Source organism: Deltaproteobacteria bacterium, assembly GCA_016183235.1.
Lineage (GTDB): Bacteria > UBA10199 > UBA10199 > DSSB01 > JACPFA01 > JACPFA01.
Genome location: JACPFA010000023.1, coordinates 20,168 through 42,736 on the forward strand (window position 1 = coordinate 20,168; position 22,569 = coordinate 42,736).

Consider the following 22,569-nt stretch of genomic DNA (forward strand, 5'->3'; position numbering starts at 1 on the left):
GCGGGGAGCTATAACTCATGGCCCACACTCTCGCAATCAAAAAATGTGAGCATTAGAGTTAAGCAACGGCAATGATTACTCAAAGATTTCCTGGAGTTGTTGCAGCACGCACCATAAGATCACTAATTCTTTTGCTCAAACCCTTAGGATTGGTAAGTTCGGCCCCCTCCGTTAACAAGGCCTGATCTAAGAGTAATTGAACATAATCGGCAAATTGCGCACTGGTATGATCGCTCTCATAAAGCCTTTGTAAAACTTCTAAAAGAGGATGGTTAGGGTTAATCTCCAAAATCTTTTTTTGCACTGGCACGGCTTGGCCCAAAGATTTTAACATTTGTTCCATTTGTGGAGTTAGCGTGCCCGTCTCGGCCACCAAACAACAAACACTATCTGTTAAGCGAGGAGAAAATCTTACTTCTTTAACTTGAGCCTCTAATTTTTCACCGATCGCCTTGAGTAGATCTTTATATTTCTTACCTTGTTCTTTTAAATTTTCTTCAACCGACTTTTTTTCTTCTTCGGTATGCAAATCAATGGCCTCATGGCTAATCGACTTAATGGGTTTTTCCTGATAGTTGGTTAAAGAACCCATGACCCATTGATCTACAGGGTCCATCATCAATAAAACCTCTACCTCTTTGGCTTTGAAGGCCTCTAATTGGGGAGTTGCTAAGGCCTTCGTTCTGTTTTCAGCAATGAGATAATAAATTTCTTTTTGGGTTGGTTTCATCCCTTCTAAATATTGTTTTAAAGACTTGTATTGGCCGGTTTCGGTTTGAGTAGTTTCAAATAATAACAAATCAGCAATTTTGTCTCGTTGTTCACTATCAAAGTGAAGCCCTTCCTTTAAAACTTTGCCAAACTGCGCGTAAAATTGTTCGTATTCCTTGCGATTTTGCTCCATCCACTCAGCCAGATTGCCTAACACTTTACGAACCAAATTCTTTTTGATCTTTTCTAGGCGTGGATCTTCTTGGATCATCTCACGGGATACATTTAAGGTTAAGTCACCACAATCCACCACCCCCTTTAAAAATCGTAAGTAAGGAGGAATGAGTTTTTTGCAATCCTCCATAATAAATACGCGATTAATATAGAGTTGCAGCCCACTATTAAATTCTGGGGAATAAAGATCCAGCGGCGCATGGGCAGAAATATAAATAAGGGCTTTAAATTCTAGGGTGCCTTCGCCCCGATAATGAATCACCCGCAGGGGATCTTGAAAATCGTGACTCAAATGTTTGTAAAATTCATGATATTCTTTCGCTTCAATTTCGGAGGGTGATTTTAACCAAATGGCCTTGCGGGAATTCAAAACCTCTTCGGTTTCTTTGCCATCTTTTTTAGTCACCAATGCAATGGGATGCTCAATAAAATCAGAATATTTTTTGACCACCCCCCTTAAAGTAAATTCTTCTAAAAAATTGAGGGCGTCTTCTTTAAGATACAAGATTACTTCGGTTCCGCGAGCAAATTTGCCGGTAGGTTCGATCTCAAAATTGCCTTGGCCCTGCGATGCCCACTGACAGCCTCTGGTCTGGGCCTTGCGAGTTTTTACCACCACCCGATCCGACACAATAAAAGCCGAATAAAACCCAACCCCAAACTGCCCAATAAAATCCATCGACGACAATTCTTGTGTACCTTTGAGTTGTTGCAGAAAAGTTTTGGTGCCTGAGCGAGCAATGGTTCCCAAATGCTCCCGCAATTCTTGTTCATCCATTCCACAACCATTGTCTGTAATGGTTAAAGTTTTGGCCTCTGCATTAGGAATAATCGAAATTTTATATTCTTGGCTTTTTTCTTCTAACAATTCAGGCTTAGTGAGGGCCTCAAAACGGATTTTATCGATGGCATCACTGGCATTCGAAATCAATTCGCGTAAAAAGATCTCGCGATTAGAATATAAAGAGTGCGTGACTAAGTTTAAAAGTTCTTTAACATCGGCTTGAAATTCAAAAGAAGATTTTTCAGACATGATAAGATTACCTGCTAATTTGTTGGGATTGATTCAGTATAGGGGCAAACAATTTCTTTTTTGGCCTCGGCTGCAGCCCATCCTGCCCAATAATCCGATTCCGTTCCAATTTTGTTTTCGTTTTTTTCAAGGCCTGCACATTGTTTAAAAAACGTCGTTTGCTTGGCTGTATCCGCCGTATGCCCCACTACTTTGGCCTTATAGCCAAAGGCCCAACAAGTACATTCATCGGGTTGCTTGGCTTGTAAGTTTGCTCCACAAAAAAATAATGTCATTGCGAGCGCAAGCGAAGCAATCTTCATTTTTATTCCTTGCATTTGCACCTCGATTTTACTTAAACCTTTGCCCTTACTAATAATGCCGATGCATGAAAAGTCAATACCTCTATTTTCCATTTTCTAATGCCATTTTCTAAAATTTTCGCATTGGAAAATAGAAAATCGAAAATAGAGGAAAAATTTTCTTGCGAAAATTTTTGGGGCGGTAGCTCAGCTGGGAGAGCGTCTGGTTCGCAATCAGAAGGTCGGGAGTTCGATCCTCCTCCGCTCCATTAATATTCGAGGGGTGACCCCATCTCCCCTCGAACTCCCCATTGTTCTACTGATCTATGTCAACCACTCCATTACCTAGCCACCTGCCGCATCGCCGAGCTGCGCGAAGTAAATTCGTCTCCGCTCGGCTATATATAAATTAACATATTTAAAAAACTTGCCTTCACATGGCAGGAAATGGTCTAATGGTCTGAACAACCCAGGGGGTCTCATGAAAAAATTGATTGTTTTATTGCTAGCCATCGCAGGCTCTGTCCTCACTACAAACTCAAGCTATGCTGACGACACCGAAGCTCAAGCAAAAAAGTTTTGTGGGAAGAATAAGCCTTGTGTTAGCGCCTACTTAAGGGCAAAGTATTACCAGGATGAACTAAAAAAATGTAAGGCCAAATCTACGTCTCCAGCCCTTCCGAGCATTCCTCCTCCAAGTCAAGCCCCGATCCCTGCAACTTCGCCTATGCCCAACACTGGGGACAGTTGTAACTTTACCCTGGTTACGAAGGCTGAAATTCTTGTCAAAATTCAATCAATGGACAAAGACCCACTCTCGGCTGAAACAATTGCTGCTTTAAAGGCAGGGTGTGCTGCTTCTTCTGTCGATCAACAAAAATTTATAGATGGTTTTCTTTGCGACATTCACGCCTACACAACTTTCAGTAATGACGCTGACATTATTGAGGCGGTTGACAACCTTGAACATGTCGATACCGATAGTTTTGGAAAAGAAGATCAATGTTCTGAAATTAATGCTCTCTAAGATTACTAGTTCGATTGTATCATCTCAGCAAGTTCTCGGCGCGCCGCTTCCCAAACTTGCGGGTCGTTGTTCCAACTAAGATCCGTTAACACCCACGTGGGGTCGGTTGAATCGTTCACCCCATATTCCCACAAAACTTGCGGAATCATGGCTTCAACAAGAGCCGCTACCTTTGCAGGGTCAATCGCCGCTGCCATGGTTAGGTAATCCACATCTTGAATACCTCGACGCCAATGTTTGAGCCGCAAACTCGCAATCGGGCCCAACACTTCATAAGATTCTTCAGGAAAAACTTTATCGGTGCCAGGATAAAAGAACACGCCATCACCATTGGTATAATTCCAGCCCGTCTCTCCGGCTATGGGATCCACAGAACTCGTGGTCCCAAAAGTTTTAGCCTGTTTAAAAACATTGGTCTGCCCAGCACCGGCTTGAAAATTATTATAATAGGTCGATTCCCAAATAAACCAACGATTAATCTGCTTTTTATATTGCCCCCAGGCCAATTCACGCAAGGCAATACCATCATCTTCAATGCAAAGCGAGCCCGAAGCTGGCCGCTTACCATTGTATAAAAAGATTTTTTTGGTGGGATGGTTTTTATAATAAGTAAGCGTTGGTTCCCATTCGGCTGGTATGCCCACGGTAATCGTTGAGGCTGGAATATCTAAACTGGGGGTATTTTGTTTGGCATCAGGTGCCCAAATTGTTGCAAAGCTGGGCATAAGCTTGCCCGGGCCGGGGTTCGATTTTATCCAACCCGCCCACTGCTCAATCTGGGCAAAATTTGAACTCTCATCAATGAGGTATAAAAAATATTCGGTTTCGGGGGCATTTGCCTTAAACCAATTCACCCAATTATTGGTATGCAACCACATCCCAGCTTGCCCCTCATTCTGCCAAGACCAAGTACTATAAGTTCCAATCGAAAAAACATTATTGCCTACCCCAAGACCTGGGCCATCGTATCCATGGGCCTTGGTAAATAAATTTCCATTTAAACGAGGCAGCCAGTCAGGCCGGGGGGCATCGATATTCCACGGCTCTTCTCCAAAATTAGCATCAATCAAAGAAATTTTGTGACGATGGGCCAGTAAAAAATGCCGATCCCTTACCAATTTTAAATCAAAAACTTTTGATGAGTCACTCGGAAAGGGTTCTCCGACGTACCGCTGATTCACATCCCCATAACCTAGGTGAAGCATGGTTTTAGAATTGGGAACATCGGGCAAAGTAAAATTATAAACCTTGAGTTGCACCGGGATTTCGTAAGTGAGTAGGCCACCTTCATAAATTAAAATATTGCCCCAATAAATTCCTGCCGGAGTTTCTTTAGGGATATAAAGATCTACCCAAATACTTTGGTTTTTCCCTTTGCCTATTGAAAATAAATTATTCCATTCCAAGGGCACTGCAATATCGGGATAAAACTTGTCGTGGTCGGGCCTGTCTTGCCACAAGCCCTGCCCCGCCCCTTCACCGGTATAGGGCCTTTGCATTCGCTCAGGAAGATGCCGTTCATCATACCACTCATAAGAAAATTTACTTAAACCTTTGATCGGTAAATATCTAACATAGAATAGCTCTATGTTTCTCCCCACCCAATTATAAACTCCATCACCGCTGACCGGCTGTGAAGTAATCTTGAACCCCTCCGGGCCGGTCAATTCGGCTAGAGAAACTTTGATATCGGGAACATCAAGCTTTGCCGATTCAAGAATCAAATTAAAGGCAACCACTTCATTTTTGGCACCAAAGATTTGGATCTTTTGCCCATCCCATACGCTATTCAAAACATTTTGGGGATTTCCATTCGCCCGCAATTCTTCTTGCGTGACTTTATCTTCACCCGTGTTGGCCCACACCGCACTTAATTTTGTGTTAGCAGAAATTTTAGTGACCGGAAGGGCATCATTATTAGGCTCATCACTACTCGGCTCAGCCGCACCACAACCTAAGCAGGCTAAACACAAAACCAACGCCCAGCATTTTTTTATAAAATACACCGACTTAAAAGCCCACCTCACATCTTTCTTTTCGGCTGCCACGATGATAAGGTTGCGTCAATGGAATTTGCAACCCCGCTTTTACAAAATGAAATTGAGTCTTACCTCGAGCTTAAATTCGATGCCTTCTACCTATTGGGCCGAAGCGTCGCCGGTATCGAAACGGTCATTACCATCCCCCAGCTTGACTTAACCTTTGACACCGGCAGGGCCCCCACTTTTGCCTATCCCATGAATCACCTAGCCCTTTCCCATTGGCACTTAGACCACGCCGGTGGTTTAGCCTACTACTTGGGTTTGCGCCGCTTGGCCTCATTGCCTGCGCTTAATATCATCGTTCCATCCACGAAAGTAGCAGCTACTCAAAATTATTTAGAAGGGCTCAAACAGGTCTGCGAAAGCAAAATTGAATTTAAAGTCTTAGATGCCGCAAACAGCTTGCGGCTTAGAAGGGACATTCTACTAACTTCTATTCCTTCTTATCATTGCGTGCCTAGCTGCGGCTATTTAATCTTGCAACACAAAAAGAAATTAAAACCAGAATATAAAAATTTAAGTGAAGCTGAAATTAAGGCCCTAAAAATGCAAGGCACCCCAATTGAAACCATCGAATCCATCCCCTTATTAGCCTATTCTGGCGACACCAAGGGTGAATTTTTTGCCACCCCCGCCAGCACTGCCCAATATTTGATGATGGAATGTTCTTTTTTTGGAGATCTCTCCGAATATGACAAAGTTCGCCACTACGGCCACACCCACATCCTCGACTGGAAAAATTTTGCCGATCAAATTCAAAGCCAACACATCATTATGATCCACACCAGTCAACGCTATTCCAAAAAAGAAATCGAACTCGCCTGTCAAAAAAATTTACCTAAACATTTATTAGATCGACTGATTATTCTTCGATAAATGGGTGGATTTTAGTCAGTGGAGCCATTTGATGAGCACCATGAAATACGGTGAGAATGGCAACTTCTTTACCTAGTTTATAGATCACCCGATAATTACCTATAATGATTTCCCGAATTTCTTCCCGTTTTAGCTCAGGAACGACACGCCCTGATCTAGGAAATTTCTTAAGACGAGTAACTTTTTTTCTTACCGATTCTGCCCACTTTAAAGCAGCTTTCTTCTTATCAAGAGCAACGATTTCTGTAATATGAAGGAGATCTTTGAAGGCTTTTGGCGACCAAGTAATTTTCACAATCTTTCCAAACGAGCAAAAAGATTTTTGAATATTTCTTCGTGAGAAATGCCTTTACCACTCTCAATTTCCTCTTCCCCCTTAGCAATGGCTGCAAACAAGTCCCTTTCATATTGAATTTTCTCATAAACTTGAGGGCTTAACACTACTGCGGCAGAATGACCATTCTGAGTCAACACAACCGTACGTTTTTTCTTATGAATTTCCTGAAGATAATCAGCAGTTTTCTTTCTAAACTCCGAAACAGAAATAATATCTTCAGCTAAATTTGGTTTCATTAAAAATCCTTTAAAAGTTCTTAAAAACACCTTTAAAATACTCTTTTGAAAGTCAATAGTCAAGATTCAATACTTCTAATCCAAAAATCGATCCTGCAGATCAGAGGTTGGGGTCATGCAGGTTTCTTTTTTACCAAAATAACGGTACCTGTATTTAGAAATCAATCGATAAAAGATATTTCGAATGCCTTCCGGAATAAAGATGAAAATATAGCCAAGCCTCAACCATCCACCCATCGTTCTAGCAATATGAAGCCCGGCTGAAGATTTTAAATAACACTGGTCTTTCTCTAAAAAAATCATCGTATTTAATTCACTATCTGGAAGCCCCAGCGCTTCAAGGATGGCCTGGCCGGCCTTAGACTGTAACGAAGCAAAATAAAATTTTTTATGAGGGTCTCTTTTAATAATAAACTGCACCCAAAAATTACACAAATTACAAACCCCATCGAAAAAAACGATGGGTCGATGAATATCCTTAAAATAATTTGGAACCTCTATGTGCATACTTTAGAATGATAAAAAATTGTAATTCAACATGACATGTGGTTTTAGGGTAATCTTATGTTAAACAAACTATTCCACTATGGGGTACTGATAGCAAGTCTCCTCGTCATTTCATGTACTCAAGCTAACAACAAAGGAATCATTCGACTGCTGAATGTTTCTTACGACCCTACGCGCGAGTTGTATCAAGAAATCAATACGGCTTTTGCAAAACAATGGTTGGAAAAAACGCAGCAAACGATCAAGATCGATCAATCCCATGGTGGCTCTGGCAAGCAAGCTCGTTCGGTCATTGATGGGCTTGAGGCAGACATTGTAACGCTGGCTTTGGCCTACGACATTGACAGCATCGCACAAAAAGCAAAAATTTTGCCAGCCGACTGGCAAAATCGTTTACCCAATAATAGTTCACCTTATACTTCAACGATTGTTTTCTTAGTTAGAAAAGGCAATCCCAAGGGGATTCAAGACTGGAGCGATCTGGTAAAACCAGGGATTGCGGTGATTACCCCCAATCCCAAAACCTCGGGTGGTGCCAGGTGGAATTATTTGGCCGCCTGGGGTTATGCCTTAAAAAACAATAGCAACGACGAGGCTAAGGCCAAAGAATTCATCGGCCAACTTTTTAAAAACGTCCCCGTTTTAGATTCCGGGGCTCGTGGCTCCACCACGACTTTTATTGAACGCAATCTTGGCGACGTACTGATCGCCTGGGAAAACGAAGCCTTGCTGGTGAGTAAAAAATTAAGCCCAGGGCAATTTGATATTGTCACCCCTTCTATCAGCATCTTGGCCGAACCCCCGGTCACCTTAGTCGATAAAAATGTCGACCGTCACAACACACGTGAAGTCGCAAAAGCCTATCTTGATTTCCTTTATACCGATGCAGCCCAGGAAGTCATTGCCAAGAACTATTACCGGCCCCAATCAGCCACCGTAGCAGCAAAGTACGCTGCTCAATTTCCCAAAACTACACTTTTGACAATTGGCCATGACTTTGGAGGCTGGCAACAAACCCAGAACAAACACTTTGCCGACGGAGGAATCTTCGACCAGATTTACCAACCCGGCAAATAAAAAATCGCTCCTATTATTTACAATTAGGGCCACGTCTTTTCGAGGTAGGGAGAGGTCAAGGGAGAGCCCGCGCCCGGTTGGCCTAGTCGGGCTTAAAAATTTTTTGTTTTTGATTGAATTAGAGTATTCCTTCGTCATCCTCTAATTCAAAAAAACAATAAAATTTTTAAGCCCTCTTACGGCCGCCCTCCTGCGCTGAAAGGCTCTCCCTTGGCCTCTCCCTACCTCGAAAAGACTTCTTCTCAAATATTTGAGAAATGTGAAAAGTTTTACTGAAGTTGGCTGAAGCTGGAAGGGGTTTGTCCCTGTCGCTTCGCTCAGGGTAAACTCCGGCTTTCACCACTATGGCTATATAGCCGTGAAAGCCGAGACTTTGAGTGCGCCCAGGGGCCGTAACCCCTGGGGCGACTCAGGACCCCTGGAAGCTTCTGCCGACTTCAGTAAAACTTTTTAGATGCGGCAATATGCAAATGAAATAAGAAATTTCCTTTCTTCTCGAGGGTAAAAAGATTATGAGGTTGCTATGCAATTTTCGTGGAAAAAGCCCAGCATTCTGCCCGGTTTTAAGTTAACGCTCGGGTATAGTTTGTTTTATTTGTCGTTGCTCGTGCTTATTCCACTCTCTACCTTATTCCTCAAATCAGCTTCCCTCCATTGGGCAGACTTTTGGGAAATAATTACCGCACCAAGGGTATTAGCCGCCTATCGCTTAAGTTTGCTAACCGCACTCATCGCAGCAGCCGTTAATACAGTTTTTGGTTTATTATTAGCCTGGGTTTTAACTCGCTATTCTTTTCCAGGAAAACGCATTATGGATAGTCTCGTTGATCTCCCCTTTGCCTTGCCTACAGCCGTGGCTGGCATTACCTTAACAACCTTATACGCCCCGAATGGGTTGATCGGAAAATATCTGGCGGCCCTCGGGATTAACGCGGCCTACACACCCCTAGGCATCATCCTAGCCTTAACCTTTATTAGTCTGCCCTTTGTTGTGCGTACGGTGCAACCCGTCCTCGAAACCCTCGACCCCGACATGGAAGAGGCCTCCGCTTGCCTAGGCGCAAAACGCCTCGCCACTTTTTTTTATATTATTCTCCCCCAACTCAGGCCTGCCTTATTCACCGGTTTTTCCTTAGCCTTTGCCAGGGCCTTGGGTGAATATGGATCGGTGGTTTTTATTTCGGGGAATATGCCTTTTAAAACCGAAATGACTCCGTTACTTATCATGACCAAATTAGAACAATTCGATTACACCGGCGCTACTTCCATCGCGGTGGTCATGTTATTATTTTCTTTTCTTATCCTTATGACGATTAACCTCATGAATTGGAAACTCGCAAAATGAGGCAAAATCATAATTTGATACAACCCAAACAAAAATGGCTGCACGGCTTTTGGTTCATTCTTGCTTTGAGTTTCTTTTCACTATTTATTTTAGTGCCGCTTTTTGCCGTTTTTTCAAACGCCTTATCCAAAGGTTGGCAATTATATTTTCATTCTATTGCCGAACCCGACGCGATGGCCTCCATCAAATTAACTTTACTAACCGCTAGCATCAGCATCCCACTCAATTTAATTTTTGGCTTCGCGGCTTCTTGGGCCATTGCCAAATTTGATTTTGTGGGGAAAAAATTTCTTATCACACTGATTGATTTACCTTTCAGCGTTTCACCGGTTATTTCGGGTATGATCTTTGTGTTGCTCTTTGGTGCTCAAGGTTACTTAGGCCCCTGGCTCATGGCCCACAATATTAAAATTATCTTCACCCCTTTCGCTATTATCATTGCAACGTTATTTGTCACCTTCCCCTTTGTCGCACGGGAATTAATCCCTTTGATGGAATCACTCGGTAACGATCAAGAAGAAGCGGCCCTAACCTTAGGCGCTTCCGCTTGGCAGACATTTTTTCATGTCACCTTGCCTAACGTTAAATGGGCCTTGCTTTACGGAGTCATTTTGTTAAATGCCCGTGCGATGGGTGAATTTGGGGCAGTTTCCGTGGTGTCAGGTCATATTCGGGGGCACACCAACACCATGCCCTTGCATGTAGAAATTCTTTACAACGAATATGACTTTGTAGGGGCCTTTGCTGTAGCAAGTTTGCTGGCTTTATTAGCTTTGTTCACCATTGTTGCCAAAAGCTTAGTAGAGTGGAAGTCCAATATTAAAAGGGAAGTTCTGGCATGAGCATTTTTGTCTCTAAATTAGAAAAGAAGTTTAACAAATTTATCGCCGTACGCAATGTAACCTTTCAAGTAGAAGACGGAGAATTTGTCACCCTGCTTGGCCCTTCGGGCTCAGGCAAATCAACGATTTTACGCTGTATTGCAGGCCTAGAAAAACCTGAGTCTGGGCACATTCAAATCAATGGCGAAGATGTAACCGGCGTTTCGGTGCAAGATCGCAAAGTGGGTTTTGTTTTCCAACACTATGCCCTCTTTAGCCACATGACCGTGGGTGAAAATATCGGTTTCGGCTTGAAAGTAAAAGGCACCCACAAAAAAGATCGGCAAGCCCGAATTGATGAGCTCATTGATTTATTTGAATTGGAGGGCTTTGAAAATCGCCTCCCCTCGCAGCTCTCCGGGGGCCAACGCCAGCGGGTGGCCTTAGCCAGGGCTTTAGCGCCCGAGCCTAAATTACTTTTGCTCGACGAACCCTTTGGCGCACTCGATACTCGCTTGCGCAAAGAACTGCGCACATGGATAAAGGCCCTGCATGATCGCATTCGCCTAACCACCGTCATGGTCACGCACGATCAAGATGAAGCCTTGGAACTTTCCAACCGAATTGTGGTGATTAATAAAGGCCTAGTAGAACAAGACGACAGCCCGTGGGCCATTTTTAATAAACCAGCCTCGGAATTTGTCGCTAAATTTGTAGGCGAAACCAATCAAGTCACAGGCACGGCTTATAATCAATTGATCGAGTGGGGCCCTTTTAAATTTTGGGCACCCCATGTACCGGATGGCAAAAAGGCCATTGTCTTATTTCGACCCAACGATGTTTATGTAAGTTCTCGTGCCGAAGAGGGTTCTGCACCTGGCACCATTCAATCCCTTCAGTTTCTCGGTGCTTTGGATTGTTTAGAAATAAAATTAGAAAATCAATTTGTTGTCATGGCCTACGTACCCAAAGGCGTAGCTGAACAAAGCCGTTTTTCGGTAGGCAAACACATCCATGTGAGCATCACGACTGCCCATGTGTTTGAAACAAAATAATCGCAAGGAGCAAACATGTATCCACGGAACATCCTCTCAATCCTTGCCTTACTTTGGCTAGTCATACTGTCGCCTAGGGTAGGCAACCCAGACCCTGCCACAAAAACAGGAGCTGTCTTGGCTGAATTTGAAAAACTCATGGCCATGCAATGTAATGTCACTCAATTTGGGATCTCAACGCCACTCGAAGCTCGTATCTTAAAAAACATCCCCTATGCCATTGTAGGTCGACCCTTTACTTCACCTGAACTGACCGAGCTCTTTAATAAAGACGATGGCTGGTATAAACCTGGCTCTTCTTCAGACGTTAAAATAAAGCCAGAACATGAGGCCTGTATTACTCGGCTACAAAAGCGCGAAGATCAACTTCGCCGCTCTGTCAAAATGGATGCGGAAGTAGAAAGGGTTTTTATACGTGACCCAAAGATTTTTCTTGGCCTACGAGCTTATCCCAAGGCCACTTACAAAACTACAAATACTACCTTTGAGAAAGGCAAACATTGGCAATGGAGTGCCATCGATATTTCTCCGGGTTCTTGCGGAGGGGATGGTAGCCCCAATCAGCGGGGAGACTGTGCAGGCATCATGATTTCATGCGAACTACCGGAGAATATCAATGACTTAAAATTTCTTCATTGTGAAATTATTCCGTTTGGTTAATCCTAATCGCAAAAATCCGAAAGTTGAGCTTAAAAGCCCCTGTAGCTCAGTGGATAGAGCATTGGCCTCCGAAGCCATGTGCAGGTGTTCGATTCACCTCAGGGGCACAAAGTTTAATATGGCTCTGCCACTATCATTAATTTTTCAGAACTCGATAACGAGTACTTCTGCCTAAACCAATGCGTTCGATTTTTTTAAAACTTAAGAGTCGATCCATCACTTGGTTAATCGTAGGGCGTGCAATGCCTGTTTTCTGAACAACCTCTCGAGGGGAAGCTTCTTCAACCGTTTGGAGATGCCGCCAAACCGCTAACTGTTTTATGGAAAGAAGTTTCTCAATGTTTTCATCCGACAAGAGTTTAACTGCCATTTGAGATTGTTTCAGGGTAATGGTCAAAAAGAACTGTAACCATGAAACAATATTCTCTTTCTTTGTCTTAATTGTTTTCTGACTTTTGCGTAATGCAAGATAATAATCAGGTTTATTATCTTCGATCAATTTCTCGTGCGAAACATACGGCATGTAAAGATACCCTGCTTTTAAAAAAAGCAGGTTAGTGACTACTCTTGAGACTCTTCCGTTTCCATCTTGGAATGGATGAATGTTTAAAAACTCTACAATGAAATTACCGATTATTAGCAAAGGATGATATAACTTTTGTTGTAAAGCTTTTTCAGTCCACTCTACCAATTCGTGCATCTCTTTAGGTGTTAGATAAGCAGGTGTTGTATTAAACAAAATGCCGATAGACTGACCTGCTTCGTTAATCATATGAGCTTTATTTTCCCGTTTCTTATATTCACCACAATGAGTCTGATCTTTTGAAACATATTTGAGTAATTCGTGATGGAAATGTTTAATCGAACTTTCTGAAAATCTTAATCCTCGCCAAGCCTCAAAGACATTTTGCAATAATTCATAATAACCTTTGACCTCTTGTTTGTCCCGATCAGCGAATTTCTGAACAGAAATGCCTCGCATTAATCGCTCAATATCTGCGTCTGAAAGTCTGGCTCCCTCAATTCGGGTAGAAGCCCCCGTGGATGTTACCAATACGGATCTCTTCAATCGTCCAAGCACTTGCGGACTAAGCTTAGCACCCGCAATCCACTGCCCCTTACATTCATCAATTCCGGTTATAAGAGACCAACAAGCTTGTGGAATACTTTTGAGTCGCTTATCAAAAGAATGTAAACGTTTCATATATTTCAACTATATAAGATTATATAAAATTAACAAGTTTTTTACTTACTAACAAGTCCTCTGTATAGGCTACATCTTGCTTCGGCTTATGGGCTGCGAGCGCGTCAGATTTCGCAAAAAGTCCTCGACGTACCTTAGGGTACGCCTGCGGGCTTTTTGCTCATCTTCCTTCTCTCGCCACATAATCCTCGCAATCTGTAGCCTATACAGAGGACTTTGCTGACTGAATACATTCTACTAGGTATTTCCGTTCTCTTATTATTGAGCGTTATCGCCAGCAAAGTATCAGCACGGCTGGGCGTCCCTGCCCTACTTATATTTTTGGGTATCGGCATGCTGGCGGGTTCTGATGGGCTGGGTGGTATTCATTTTGATGATCCTGGTTTAGCTCAATCGATTGGCGTTATCGCCCTTGCCTTTATTCTTTTTTCAGGGGGCTTAGATACTTCCTGGAAAACAGTTCGCCCTGTGCTTTGGAAAGGATTTTCTCTTTCCACCCTAGGCGTGCTCCTTTCAACCCTTCTCGTGGGTGTATTTGCAAAGTTCTTGCTTAAATTTTCGTGGACCGAAGGTTTACTGCTCGGTGCCATCGTTTCAGCTACCGATGCTGCCGCTGTTTTTACCATTTTACGCTCAAAAAATATTGGTTTAAAAACTCACCTCCGGCCACTCTTAGAACTCGAATCAGGAAGCAACGACCCTATGGCTGTCTTTCTCACCATAGGATTCATTACACTTCTAGCCTATCCTAACACCTCTATTGCAAACTTACTAAGCATGTTCCTTCACCAAATGATCGTGGGGGCCGTCTTGGGTTACGGTCTTGCTAAAATGGTCCTTTTCTTAATCAATCAATTAAAATTGGAATATGAAGGGCTTTATCCCGTCTTGTCACTCACCCTGGTTCTTTTAGTTTACAGTTTAACGGCTTCTCTCGGTGGCAATGGTTTTCTTGCGGTTTATGTGGCGGGCCTCATGATGGGAAATACTGATTTTATCCACAAGAAAAGTCTACTCCGTTTCCATGATGGTTTAGCGTGGCTCATGCAGATTGCAATGTTCCTTGCCCTGGGCCTCTTGGTATTTCCTACTCAACTCATGCCCATTGCAGGGGCAGGTTTTATTATTTCGACATTTTTAATCGTCGTCGCCCGTCCAGCAAGCGTTTTGATAAGCCTTCTTTTCTCCAAAATGAATGTTAGAGAAAAAGCATTCGTTTCTTGGGTAGGCTTGCGCGGAGCGGTGCCCATTATCTTGGCCACTTTTCCCCTCGTAGCCAAAATCCCTAGGGCCGATTTCTTTTTTAATTTGGTCTTCTTTATCGTGTTAACTTCGAGTTTACTCCAGGGAGGAACTGTCCCCTTGATGGCAAGGTGTTTAAAAGTCACCGCGCCTCTAGAAAAAAAGCGTCGTTACCCCATCGAGTTTGAGCAACTGGAAGGCGCCGCTACCAACTTAGTGGAATATATCATCCCCTATCATTCAAACATTGTAGGCAAAAAAATCGTAGAACTGGGCCTCCCCGAAGATAGTCTCATCACCTTGATTTGTCGCAACGAAGAATTTATCGTGCCCAGCGGGGCAACCCCACTCGATGGTGGTGATGTAGTCCTAACCTTGGTCAACGACCGCAACGCTTCCGAGGTAAATAGAATTTTTTCCGAACCAAAAAACGCTCAGCACTAGTCACCTTTAATAATTACATGCTCCGCGTAGGGCCGATCATAATAAGGGGTTTCAACCAAAACCGGGCTAACGCCACCTATTTTGATGCTACCCGGTAATTTAACTCCAAATCTCCAAACCCCTGCATCCAACCAAAGATATTGTTTGCGCACCGGGCTATAGTAGACCTGATAACTGGGATAATAATAATAACGATGCACCACTTTTTTATGATGATGGTGATGGTGGTGTTTTTTAACACGATAACCATGAGCTGGGGCCCATGGGGGAGGATCCGCATAACTGGTATGAACTAAGCCTAACGATAAACCAAAAATTCCTAATAAAAAACCTATTAAAATAAAACGCCGCATAAAACACCTCCTTATTGCCTTCCGCCTGGCATGGTAACTCAACAGAAAGTTAAATCAACCACAGAACCCATCTTTCAAGAATTTTAAGAACTTTAAGACTTGGCATGGGTTTTATTTTGCACCATGACTTCGCCAAAAATAGCACCCTATTTATAACTATTTGAATTTATTAATTAAAAAATTTTATTATTTTTATTTTAGCCCTCGGCTTATGTACAGAATAAAGTTATAATTTTATTTATGCAGGTGGGGGAAGGTTTAAGGAAGGGGACCTCGGGGCAAGAGTGGGTATGGATCCTCTTTGTCTTTTGTATTTTACCTACCAAAGTTTTTGCTCTCGAAGTCAACGGTAATATCTCTTCCGATACCACATGGTCAGCAAGCGATAGCCCGGTCAACATCAATGTAAGCAACTTTGAAGTTGAAAGCGGTGCAACACTTACCATCGATGCTGGGGTGACGGTTCGTGTCCCATCAAGCGGTCATATCACGATCACGGGCACCCTGGTTGCCAATGGCACCTCATCACAAAATATCACTTTTACCCCTCAATCGGGAACATGGGAATATATCGACTTTACCAATAGCGCATGCACTCCCAACAATAATGCAATTTATTGGACCAATTTTAACAGCATGTCCTACGATTCTGTCTCACCCTTCATTGTTTCCAATACCAATTTAACAATGGAAAATAGTGCGATCACGGCAACAGGCTCTGCCATCTATTTAGTGAGAACCTACGCCAATCACATTATCAATCAATGCGATGGATCTGTAATCTTACGCAACAATCAACTCAACTTTACCACCAGCAGTTCGTCAAGTTATCGCAGTGCTGCTATTTATATTGACGGCACCGATTTAACTTTGAGTGGCAACACCATCACCGTCACTTCCAGTGGTACTTCAGGGATTGCAGGAGTGTATCTGAATAGCAGTAATACTTTAGGTTATAATGTTAGTATTGATTCCAACACCATCAATGTCGAAGCTACCAACAGCTCGATGGAATACACCTCAGGGATTTATTTTAATTCGGGCGCTTCTGGAAATCCCACCAACAATACACTTACGATTCAAGGTAAAGCCATCACTTATGGAATCTATAAGGGAAGCGGATCTATTTCGGGCAATACCCTCACGGTGAGTTCGAATAGTTCGAGAGGCACCTATACCTATGGAATCTACTCTAGTTCCGCGTCTCAAGACGATTCCGTCAGCAATAATCAGGTTACTGTAAGTGCAGCCAATGGAAATACCTATGGTATTTATGGGCAAGCTTCTACTTTTTCAAAAAATCGCGTCATTGCAAATTTGAATTTATCTGGAAGCTACGGAAGCCTTTCGGGAATTTACAATAGGTATTATGCCACGACGATTATCAATAATAGTGTATCTCTGGGTACCACGGATGCCAGCATTTACACATGTGGGATTTGCGTAGGGACTCATTATGCAGAACACACTCTAACCATAAAAAATAATGCCTTAATGGGTGATGGCGGCACACATTCAACCGGGATTTACAATGGTAGTGAAAATGTCACCGCTAATAATACTTATAACTTAGTATATAACTTTGCCACAGCCTATGATGGCACAAGTGCTGGAACCGGCTCGCTTTCAAGTGATCCACTGTTTGTGGATGCAGATTCTGATTTACGTTTACAAGAAGGCTCTCCGGCCATTGATGCAGGCGATTGGGATGACGATGTTGGAAGTGAACCCGCCAATCATGGTGGTCGAATTAATATGGGTGCCGATGGTGGCATGAGTTCTGCTCGAAATTCTTCGGTAAGAATTATTGCACCAGAAATTACCACAAATGATGGCAATGATTATTCGACAACCAATCCAAGCATTACCCTCACCGGTCGCACCGCAAAAACAACGACCACGATACTTCTCAATGGTAGCGTCATCAGCACAGAAGACTTAACCCTTGAATATACGGCAGGAGAAAGCTCGTGGACCTATTCCGGAACACTCACCGAAGGACTCAATACTTTTTCTTTTACAGCAAGAGACCAAGACGACAATACGAGTAATGCTGCCAGTATTAATATAACCTATACAATAGACGCTTCACCTAGCCCAACTCCAACCCCAACTCCCGAACCCACCGAAACACCAGAAACCCCTGATAACCCTGAAACCCCTGATACTCCAGGGACACCCGGCACTGAAGGAGAAGACGGAGGCTCGCAAATGGACGCCACCAGCGCGGCAGGTGGATGCTCACTAGCAAATCCTGTTCATGAATTTGAACCCTCAATGTTTTGGCTTGTCTTTACCTTGGCTGCTTTTCTCTTTTCATCTCTTCGAGAATCCACTATTGAATGGCCTTATGAGAAAAATCCCCGCAGTGATGGCCACTCAACACCCCGATAATTCCCACCCTCCACATTGGGGCCATGCCCCCTTTATTTCAACCCTGCATGAAATCGAAGAATGTTACCATGTCTTCTCTGATTTAGAATGCGACGAATACATGTGGGACTGGGAAGGCAAATTTGTCGACGAAGCGGTCATCGATCGCCTGTTCAATGTTTACAGCGAATATTTTGGCAAGCATCAATTAGGAAAAGAAAAATTTCTCACCTTTCGTATCCCCAATTTATGGAACGAAAAAGGCATGCGGGTAGCCCGTGCCTTCATGAGCATCATCACGGCCGCTCATATTGCCAAAGAATATAAAGTACACTGCCCCCCACTTTTTGAAGTGATCTTGCCCATGACCACTAAGGCAGAACAACTGCTCACCATTTTGAAAAAATTTAATCAAAGCATTCTTTATGAACGGTCTATTTTTGAAAAGGCATCTATCCCCAAAAATCATTTAGAAATGATCCCCCTAATTGAAGGTAGTGTGACGCTGATGGAGTCGCACAAAATTCTCACTCAATACGTAAAAGGGCACCAAGCTTTGTATGGTTTTAAGCCTAAATACTTACGCCCTTTCATCGCCCGCTCCGACCCAGCCCTCGACGCAGGCTTTATTCCCGCCACCCTTTCGGCACGAGCCGCCATTAGTGAATATTATCGCTTTGCTGAAGAATCAAAAATTCATGTCTTTCCTATTCTAGGCGTAGGCGGTGGCCATTTTCGCGGTGGTTTATCCCCTTACACAATTGAACGTTTCTTAGAACTTTATGGCGGCATTCGCACCGTAACTTTACAATCCGCTTTCATCTACGATCACCCCCTAACAACCGTAAAAGCTGCCATTCACAGGCTAAAAGCTGCCTTACCGCGCAGTCGCCCGACACGTTTTACCAATTCAGAATTAAAAACCATTTTTAAGTTGAGTGAAATTTTTTCTGATCAATACCGCCCGGTTGTGCAAAGCTTAGCAACTATGATCAACGATATTGCCCGTTATATTCCACGCCATCGCGAGCGTATCGCTCATACCGGCCATTTTGGTTATTCGCGCAAGGTAGGAAGTCAGCAAGTCAATCTCCCCCGGGCCATAACTTTTGCCGGTGTCTTTTATTCATTGGGCATTCCACCCATGTTTATTGGCTCCGGCCGAGGTTTAAAAGAAATCATCAAACGAGGCTTTGAAAAAGATTTTCAAAAATTTATTCCTGGTTTGGAGCGCGATTTTGTTACGGCTGGCTTTTTTCTCAATCGTGAAAATCTAAAGTTTCTGGGCAAAAAAAATATGGCCTGGCAAGCCATTGAAAAAGACATTGCCTTTATCGAAGAATATTTAGGGGTCAAGTTAGGCCCTGCCCGTTCCGAACATTTTATTCATCGCAATTTAACCAGCAATATCTACCATTATTGGAAACAAGCCAAAGAAAAAGAAATCCCAGAAGAAATCCTCCACGCCGCTAGGGTGAGAAGATTCATTGGATAATAATGATATTTGAAAATTTTGTAATGCCTCAGCTTTAGGGGTTTAGCTTTCCGAAACCCTTTGCGCGAGAGCGACGAGTCATGAGCGCTTAAAAAACATATGGTTTGTAGAAGTTAGGGTATGACCAGAGGGAATACACTAACTTCCAAACAAACCAATGTTTTTTAAGTGCGAATACGAGGAGCGGAGCGCGGGTTGAGGAAAGTTAAACCCCTAAAGCTGAGGCATTACAAAATTTTAATAATATTATTTGTCATCTCTGCTTTACTTCATTAGTATCCATCTTTTACTAAACCTCATGAAGGAAGGAGTTTTCATGGAAAATCCAAATACCACTGGGGCCGAATCAGCAGAAACCCTAGTTGTTGTTTCGAGGGTGAAAAAATTTGTTCGTGATCAGTCTGGCCTTAACACCAGCCAATGCACCATTGACGCACTTTCTAACCTGGTCTCCCAGGCAATTGAAAAGGCCATTGGAAATGCCAAGAATGACGGTCGCAAAACCGTTATGGGCAGAGATTTTGGCGCCTAATTCTAGCACCTAACCTACAAGGCCGCTGACTTTTTTGAGTTTAGGCGCCTGAAAGCTTTCAAATTTAGCCAGCAGCAATTTTGGGTCTTTATCAATAAGTAGTAAGGCATGGTGCTTTTTCTTGATGAACTGTTCACCCACGGCATGCTTTAAAAATTCCACTAACTTGTCATAATAATGAGCGACATTTAACAACCCACAGGGTTTGATATGCAGCCCGAGTTGTGCCCAGGTAAGAATTTCAAATAATTCTTCAAAGGTACCAAGCCCGCCCGGCAAGGCAATAAAGCCATCCGAAAGCTCAGTCATGAGCGCTTTGCGAGCGTGCATTGATTCTACGACTTTGAGATCAGATAAATTGGGGTGCGCGATTTCTTTTTTCGCCAATACCTTGGGAATAATCCCAATAACTTCCCCCCCTACCTCCAAAGCAGCATCAGCCACCTCTCCCATCATCCCAATGCTAGCCCCACCATAAACCAACCCTATGCCTTCTTCGGCCAAGAGCGTTCCAATTTGACGAGCAGCTTTTAAGTAGGCTGGGTTTGTCCCCGGGTTTGACCCACAAAATACACAAATTCGTTTCATTAAGGTCCCAAAAAACCTTTCTTTTAAGTTTGGCCCTTCTTTAAATTATACCGAAATCACCCCCAACAGGCAAATGCTATTAATGTATTGAAATTATTAGGTTTATTTTAAAAAGTTTTTTGAAAAGTCGGCTGAGGCTGGAAGGGGTTTGTCCCTGTCGCTTCGCTCAGGGTAAACTCCGGCTTTCACCTCTATGGCTATATAACCGTGAAAGCCGAGACTTTGAGTGCGCCCAGGGGCCGTAACCCCTGGGCGACACGGACCCCTGGAAGCCTCTGCCGACTTTTCAAAAAACTTTTTAAAATAAACTATTTATCAAGCTGCCAGGCAATTTGTTCAGCGTTGTAAATGTATTCATGAATATCTTTATTCTGTTTCAAAAATAATTCCCGGGCATCTTTGATTGACTGAACAAACTTAAAGGGAAGCTCCCCCCCAAAAAATTCTTTGTCTTTCTCGTATTGCGCAACAGGCAATATATAAAATCGATGCCTACCCTCTTCATAAGGGTCATAAACCCAGGTTAAGTAATAGCCACTCTGCTTGATCTTCGCTAGCCCCCCAACTTTTTCCAACACAACTTTTACCATCGCCGCCCCATCTCGATAACGATCCCGCTGATTCGAAACAAAATTGCCTAACGAATTAACCACCAATACTTCTTTACCTTTGTGATTAAACTTTTCCATTTTCTGCAACACATGAGGATGAGAACCCATCACCCAATCGGCCCCTTCGTCTAAACAAAATTGAGCCAAATCTTTTTGTTCTTGATTAGGCTCACGCTGATATTCCACCCCCCAATGAAAAAACACGATGATTTTATCAGGCAATTTTAGTTTAGCTAGGGTCAGGTCTTTTTTTATTTGATCGCGGTCAATCAGATTAACAATATTAGGCTCAGGGATGGGCAAGCCATTGGTGCCATAAGTATAATTCAACACCGCCAAACGAATCCCATTCTTCTCAATGATTAAGGGGTATTGTTTTTCTCTTTGTTTTTGATTTTTAAAAGTACCCGTGTGAATAATTTTAGCCTTATCCAACGCCTCTAAAGTACCCTCAATGCCTTTTTTACCCCGATCACAAGAATGGTTGTTGGCAGTTACTAAATAATCAACCCCAGCATTTTTTAACCCGCTCGCCAACTCACTCGGCGCACTAAACTGCGGGTACCCTTTATAGGGTTTCCCCCCAAAGGTCAGTTCTAAGTTGCCGATCACAACATCCGTTGCTTCAAAAATAGATTTTACGTATTTTAAACTATCATCATAAGAATAAGTTTGGGTTTTAGGATCATAGGCCGCTTGAATTTGGGGGTCATGTTGCATGATATCACCCACAAACAATAAAGAAAGTTGACTAATGGTTTGCTTCTTAGACTCTGCAACCGCACAAGCCGAAAGCAAGAACACCAAAAAACATAAGCCTAATTTTTGAAAAGATCGTTTTATTTTCATATAGTGTTTTAACTTTTAAATAGGCTGTCATCCCCGCGAAGGCGGGGATCCAGTTCTGTAAGTAGGGCTAAGCACTGGATCCCCGCTTTCGCGAGGATGACAGAAAACATACTATCAAAAAGTTAAAATACTATAGTTATTTATTTTTAACCGAAACAACTGAAATTTGTCTACCGCCTCAAAAAATTAATTTAATTCTTTGCAAAAAATTTGCTAGATTATTTTCTGGGAGGTTTGCATGAAAGTTCTCATCAACTTTTTTTTGATGGCGAGTTTTGCCCTGGGGTTTTCGGCCTGTGCTGGGCACCCTTGCAGGTCTATTTCTATGAGTAGTGACTGGAAACCCCTTAGCATGCCGCTCGGTGGTGCCGCCGTTTGCCAATCAAACAACGAAAAGTTACAAATGCATTACAAAGGCGCTGTGTCTGCCGTAAGCCTTAAAATGATGAAACATTTTGAAGGGCTCGGTTTCCAAAGAACCGAACAAGACCAAGGCGAAGATACTTTCTTTATGAAAATTTCAAAAGATAGTTTGGCCTTAAGCGTTGATGTTTACGATTGGGATAATGGTTCAGGGGTCATGATAAAACCCGCCAAGCAGTATTAGATTGACAGAGCTTGTTCTGTTTCCTATTA

21 protein-coding genes and 2 tRNA genes are annotated in these 22,569 nt (G+C 42.9%); 13 read left to right on the forward strand and 10 right to left on the reverse strand.

All coding sequences use genetic code 11. The features are described 5' to 3' along the window. Positions 1 to 79 precede the first annotated feature (79 nt). Together htpG and HYU97_05010 are read right to left on the reverse strand one after the other, a co-directional pair. Positions 80 to 1,978: a molecular chaperone HtpG gene (htpG, locus tag HYU97_05005; protein MBI2336103.1), complete on the reverse strand. Its 1,899-nt coding sequence runs from the start codon at positions 1,976 to 1,978 to the stop codon at positions 80 to 82. 14 nt (positions 1,979 to 1,992) lie between these two features. Further along, on the reverse strand, positions 1,993 to 2,373 hold the full coding sequence (locus HYU97_05010) for a hypothetical protein (protein ID MBI2336104.1): 381 nt from the start codon (positions 2,371 to 2,373) through the stop codon (positions 1,993 to 1,995). 82 nt (positions 2,374 to 2,455) lie between these two features. Between HYU97_05010 and HYU97_05015 the strand changes: the two genes are divergently transcribed. Together HYU97_05015 and HYU97_05020 are read left to right on the forward strand one after the other, a co-directional pair. Beyond that, a tRNA-Ala gene (locus tag HYU97_05015) sits at positions 2,456 to 2,528 on the forward strand. 212 nt (positions 2,529 to 2,740) lie between these two features. Then, positions 2,741 to 3,286 (forward strand): hypothetical protein, encoded by a 546-nt coding sequence (locus tag HYU97_05020; GenBank protein ID MBI2336105.1) that lies wholly within the window; start codon positions 2,741 to 2,743, stop codon positions 3,284 to 3,286. 5 nt (positions 3,287 to 3,291) lie between these two features. Here HYU97_05020 and HYU97_05025 read toward each other — a convergent pair whose 3' ends face one another. Further along, positions 3,292 to 5,313 carry a DUF4091 domain-containing protein gene (locus HYU97_05025; protein ID MBI2336106.1) on the reverse strand — a complete coding sequence of 674 codons (2,022 nt, stop codon included), beginning with the start codon at positions 5,311 to 5,313 and terminating at the stop codon, positions 3,292 to 3,294. Between the two features lie 39 nt (positions 5,314 to 5,352). Between HYU97_05025 and HYU97_05030 the strand changes: the two genes are divergently transcribed. After that, complete coding sequence (locus HYU97_05030) at positions 5,353 to 6,204, forward strand: hypothetical protein (GenBank protein ID MBI2336107.1); 852 nt, start codon at positions 5,353 to 5,355, stop codon at positions 6,202 to 6,204. Here the strand turns inward: HYU97_05030 and HYU97_05035 are convergent. The 3 genes from HYU97_05035 to HYU97_05045 form a co-directional block, all read right to left on the reverse strand. Then, a complete protein-coding gene (locus HYU97_05035) occupies positions 6,191 to 6,499 on the reverse strand; it encodes a type II toxin-antitoxin system RelE/ParE family toxin (protein MBI2336108.1) in 309 nt (102 codons plus the stop codon). The genes HYU97_05030 and HYU97_05035 overlap by 14 nt on opposite strands. After that, positions 6,496 to 6,777 (reverse strand): type II toxin-antitoxin system Phd/YefM family antitoxin, encoded by a 282-nt coding sequence (locus tag HYU97_05040; GenBank protein MBI2336109.1) that lies wholly within the window; start codon positions 6,775 to 6,777, stop codon positions 6,496 to 6,498. The genes HYU97_05035 and HYU97_05040 overlap by 4 nt, the downstream gene beginning before the upstream one ends. A gap of 75 nt (positions 6,778 to 6,852) precedes the next feature. Beyond that, the gene (locus HYU97_05045; protein ID MBI2336110.1) at positions 6,853 to 7,284 is read right to left on the reverse strand and encodes a DUF393 domain-containing protein; all 432 of its coding nucleotides are present in this window, start codon (positions 7,282 to 7,284) and stop codon (positions 6,853 to 6,855) included. Positions 7,285 to 7,341: 57 nt separating this feature from the next. On the opposite strand from HYU97_05045, the gene HYU97_05050 reads away from it, so the two are divergent. From HYU97_05050 to HYU97_05075, 6 genes are all read left to right on the forward strand, one after another. After that, positions 7,342 to 8,361: a sulfate ABC transporter substrate-binding protein gene (locus HYU97_05050; GenBank protein ID MBI2336111.1), complete on the forward strand. Its 1,020-nt coding sequence runs from the start codon at positions 7,342 to 7,344 to the stop codon at positions 8,359 to 8,361. A 523-nt stretch (positions 8,362 to 8,884) separates the two neighbouring features. Next, positions 8,885 to 9,706 carry a sulfate ABC transporter permease subunit CysT gene (gene cysT / locus HYU97_05055; GenBank protein MBI2336112.1) on the forward strand — a complete coding sequence of 274 codons (822 nt, stop codon included), beginning with the start codon at positions 8,885 to 8,887 and terminating at the stop codon, positions 9,704 to 9,706. Beyond that, positions 9,703 to 10,548 (forward strand): sulfate ABC transporter permease subunit CysW, encoded by an 846-nt coding sequence (gene cysW / locus HYU97_05060; protein MBI2336113.1) that lies wholly within the window; start codon positions 9,703 to 9,705, stop codon positions 10,546 to 10,548. Before cysT ends, cysW begins: the two co-directional genes overlap by 4 nt. Then, complete coding sequence (locus HYU97_05065) at positions 10,545 to 11,582, forward strand: ABC transporter ATP-binding protein (protein ID MBI2336114.1); 1,038 nt, start codon at positions 10,545 to 10,547, stop codon at positions 11,580 to 11,582. Before cysW ends, HYU97_05065 begins: the two co-directional genes overlap by 4 nt. 15 nt (positions 11,583 to 11,597) lie before the next feature. Further along, positions 11,598 to 12,242: a YARHG domain-containing protein gene (locus HYU97_05070; protein ID MBI2336115.1), complete on the forward strand. Its 645-nt coding sequence runs from the start codon at positions 11,598 to 11,600 to the stop codon at positions 12,240 to 12,242. 35 nt (positions 12,243 to 12,277) lie between these two features. After that, positions 12,278 to 12,349 (forward strand) — tRNA-Arg (locus HYU97_05075). A gap of 29 nt (positions 12,350 to 12,378) precedes the next feature. Here HYU97_05075 and HYU97_05080 read toward each other — a convergent pair. Continuing rightward, positions 12,379 to 13,446 (reverse strand): Fic family protein, encoded by a 1,068-nt coding sequence (locus tag HYU97_05080; protein ID MBI2336116.1) that lies wholly within the window; start codon positions 13,444 to 13,446, stop codon positions 12,379 to 12,381. Between the two features lie 219 nt (positions 13,447 to 13,665). Between HYU97_05080 and HYU97_05085 the strand changes: the two genes are divergently transcribed. After that, positions 13,666 to 15,132 carry a potassium/proton antiporter gene (locus HYU97_05085; GenBank protein MBI2336117.1) on the forward strand — a complete coding sequence of 489 codons (1,467 nt, stop codon included), beginning with the start codon at positions 13,666 to 13,668 and terminating at the stop codon, positions 15,130 to 15,132. Here the strand turns inward: HYU97_05085 and HYU97_05090 are convergent. Then, a complete protein-coding gene (locus HYU97_05090) occupies positions 15,129 to 15,485 on the reverse strand; it encodes a hypothetical protein (GenBank protein ID MBI2336118.1) in 357 nt (118 codons plus the stop codon). The genes HYU97_05085 and HYU97_05090 overlap by 4 nt on opposite strands. Before the next feature lie 2,260 nt (positions 15,486 to 17,745). On the opposite strand from HYU97_05090, the gene ppcA reads away from it, so the two are divergent. Together ppcA and HYU97_05100 are read left to right on the forward strand one after the other, a co-directional pair. After that, positions 17,746 to 19,353: a phosphoenolpyruvate carboxylase gene (ppcA, locus tag HYU97_05095; GenBank protein ID MBI2336119.1), complete on the forward strand. Its 1,608-nt coding sequence runs from the start codon at positions 17,746 to 17,748 to the stop codon at positions 19,351 to 19,353. A gap of 316 nt (positions 19,354 to 19,669) precedes the next feature. Next, positions 19,670 to 19,885, forward strand: coding sequence for a hypothetical protein (locus HYU97_05100; GenBank protein ID MBI2336120.1), 216 nt, complete (start codon positions 19,670 to 19,672; stop codon positions 19,883 to 19,885). A 9-nt stretch (positions 19,886 to 19,894) separates the two neighbouring features. Here HYU97_05100 and HYU97_05105 read toward each other — a convergent pair whose 3' ends face one another. Together HYU97_05105 and HYU97_05110 are read right to left on the reverse strand one after the other, a co-directional pair. Next, a complete protein-coding gene (locus HYU97_05105; GenBank protein MBI2336121.1) occupies positions 19,895 to 20,473 on the reverse strand; it encodes a TIGR00730 family Rossman fold protein in 579 nt (192 codons plus the stop codon). A gap of 308 nt (positions 20,474 to 20,781) precedes the next feature. Continuing rightward, positions 20,782 to 21,933, reverse strand: a complete 1,152-nt coding sequence (locus tag HYU97_05110; GenBank protein ID MBI2336122.1) for a CapA family protein — start codon at positions 21,931 to 21,933, stop codon at positions 20,782 to 20,784. Positions 21,934 to 22,171: 238 nt separating this feature from the next. Between HYU97_05110 and HYU97_05115 the strand changes: the two genes are divergently transcribed. After that, positions 22,172 to 22,540: a hypothetical protein gene (locus HYU97_05115; GenBank protein ID MBI2336123.1), complete on the forward strand. Its 369-nt coding sequence runs from the start codon at positions 22,172 to 22,174 to the stop codon at positions 22,538 to 22,540. Positions 22,541 to 22,569: the final 29 nt, after the last annotated feature.

What these genes read in the sequence shown, in the direction of transcription:
- HYU97_05115 (MBI2336123.1), top strand. Translation starts at nt 22,172, where the DNA reads ATGAAAGTTCTCATCAACTTTTTTTTGATGGCGAGTTTTGCCCTGGGG.
- HYU97_05045 (MBI2336110.1), bottom strand. Translation starts at nt 7,284, where the DNA reads ATGCACATAGAGGTTCCAAATTATTTTAAGGATATTCATCGACCCATC.
- HYU97_05090 (MBI2336118.1), bottom strand. Translation starts at nt 15,485, where the DNA reads ATGCGGCGTTTTATTTTAATAGGTTTTTTATTAGGAATTTTTGGTTTA.
- HYU97_05100 (MBI2336120.1), top strand. Translation starts at nt 19,670, where the DNA reads ATGGAAAATCCAAATACCACTGGGGCCGAATCAGCAGAAACCCTAGTT.
- HYU97_05010 (MBI2336104.1), bottom strand. Translation starts at nt 2,373, where the DNA reads ATGGAAAATAGAGGTATTGACTTTTCATGCATCGGCATTATTAGTAAG.
- cysT (MBI2336112.1), top strand. Translation starts at nt 8,885, where the DNA reads ATGCAATTTTCGTGGAAAAAGCCCAGCATTCTGCCCGGTTTTAAGTTA.
- HYU97_05080 (MBI2336116.1), bottom strand. Translation starts at nt 13,446, where the DNA reads ATGAAACGTTTACATTCTTTTGATAAGCGACTCAAAAGTATTCCACAA.
- HYU97_05110 (MBI2336122.1), bottom strand. Translation starts at nt 21,933, where the DNA reads ATGAAAATAAAACGATCTTTTCAAAAATTAGGCTTATGTTTTTTGGTG.
- HYU97_05105 (MBI2336121.1), bottom strand. Translation starts at nt 20,473, where the DNA reads ATGAAACGAATTTGTGTATTTTGTGGGTCAAACCCGGGGACAAACCCA.
- ppcA (MBI2336119.1), top strand. Translation starts at nt 17,746, where the DNA reads ATGAATTTGAACCCTCAATGTTTTGGCTTGTCTTTACCTTGGCTGCTT.
- HYU97_05030 (MBI2336107.1), top strand. Translation starts at nt 5,353, where the DNA reads ATGGAATTTGCAACCCCGCTTTTACAAAATGAAATTGAGTCTTACCTC.
- HYU97_05070 (MBI2336115.1), top strand. Translation starts at nt 11,598, where the DNA reads ATGTATCCACGGAACATCCTCTCAATCCTTGCCTTACTTTGGCTAGTC.
- HYU97_05020 (MBI2336105.1), top strand. Translation starts at nt 2,741, where the DNA reads ATGAAAAAATTGATTGTTTTATTGCTAGCCATCGCAGGCTCTGTCCTC.
- HYU97_05065 (MBI2336114.1), top strand. Translation starts at nt 10,545, where the DNA reads ATGAGCATTTTTGTCTCTAAATTAGAAAAGAAGTTTAACAAATTTATC.
- cysW (MBI2336113.1), top strand. Translation starts at nt 9,703, where the DNA reads ATGAGGCAAAATCATAATTTGATACAACCCAAACAAAAATGGCTGCAC.
- HYU97_05040 (MBI2336109.1), bottom strand. Translation starts at nt 6,777, where the DNA reads ATGAAACCAAATTTAGCTGAAGATATTATTTCTGTTTCGGAGTTTAGA.
- htpG (MBI2336103.1), bottom strand. Translation starts at nt 1,978, where the DNA reads ATGTCTGAAAAATCTTCTTTTGAATTTCAAGCCGATGTTAAAGAACTT.
- HYU97_05050 (MBI2336111.1), top strand. Translation starts at nt 7,342, where the DNA reads ATGTTAAACAAACTATTCCACTATGGGGTACTGATAGCAAGTCTCCTC.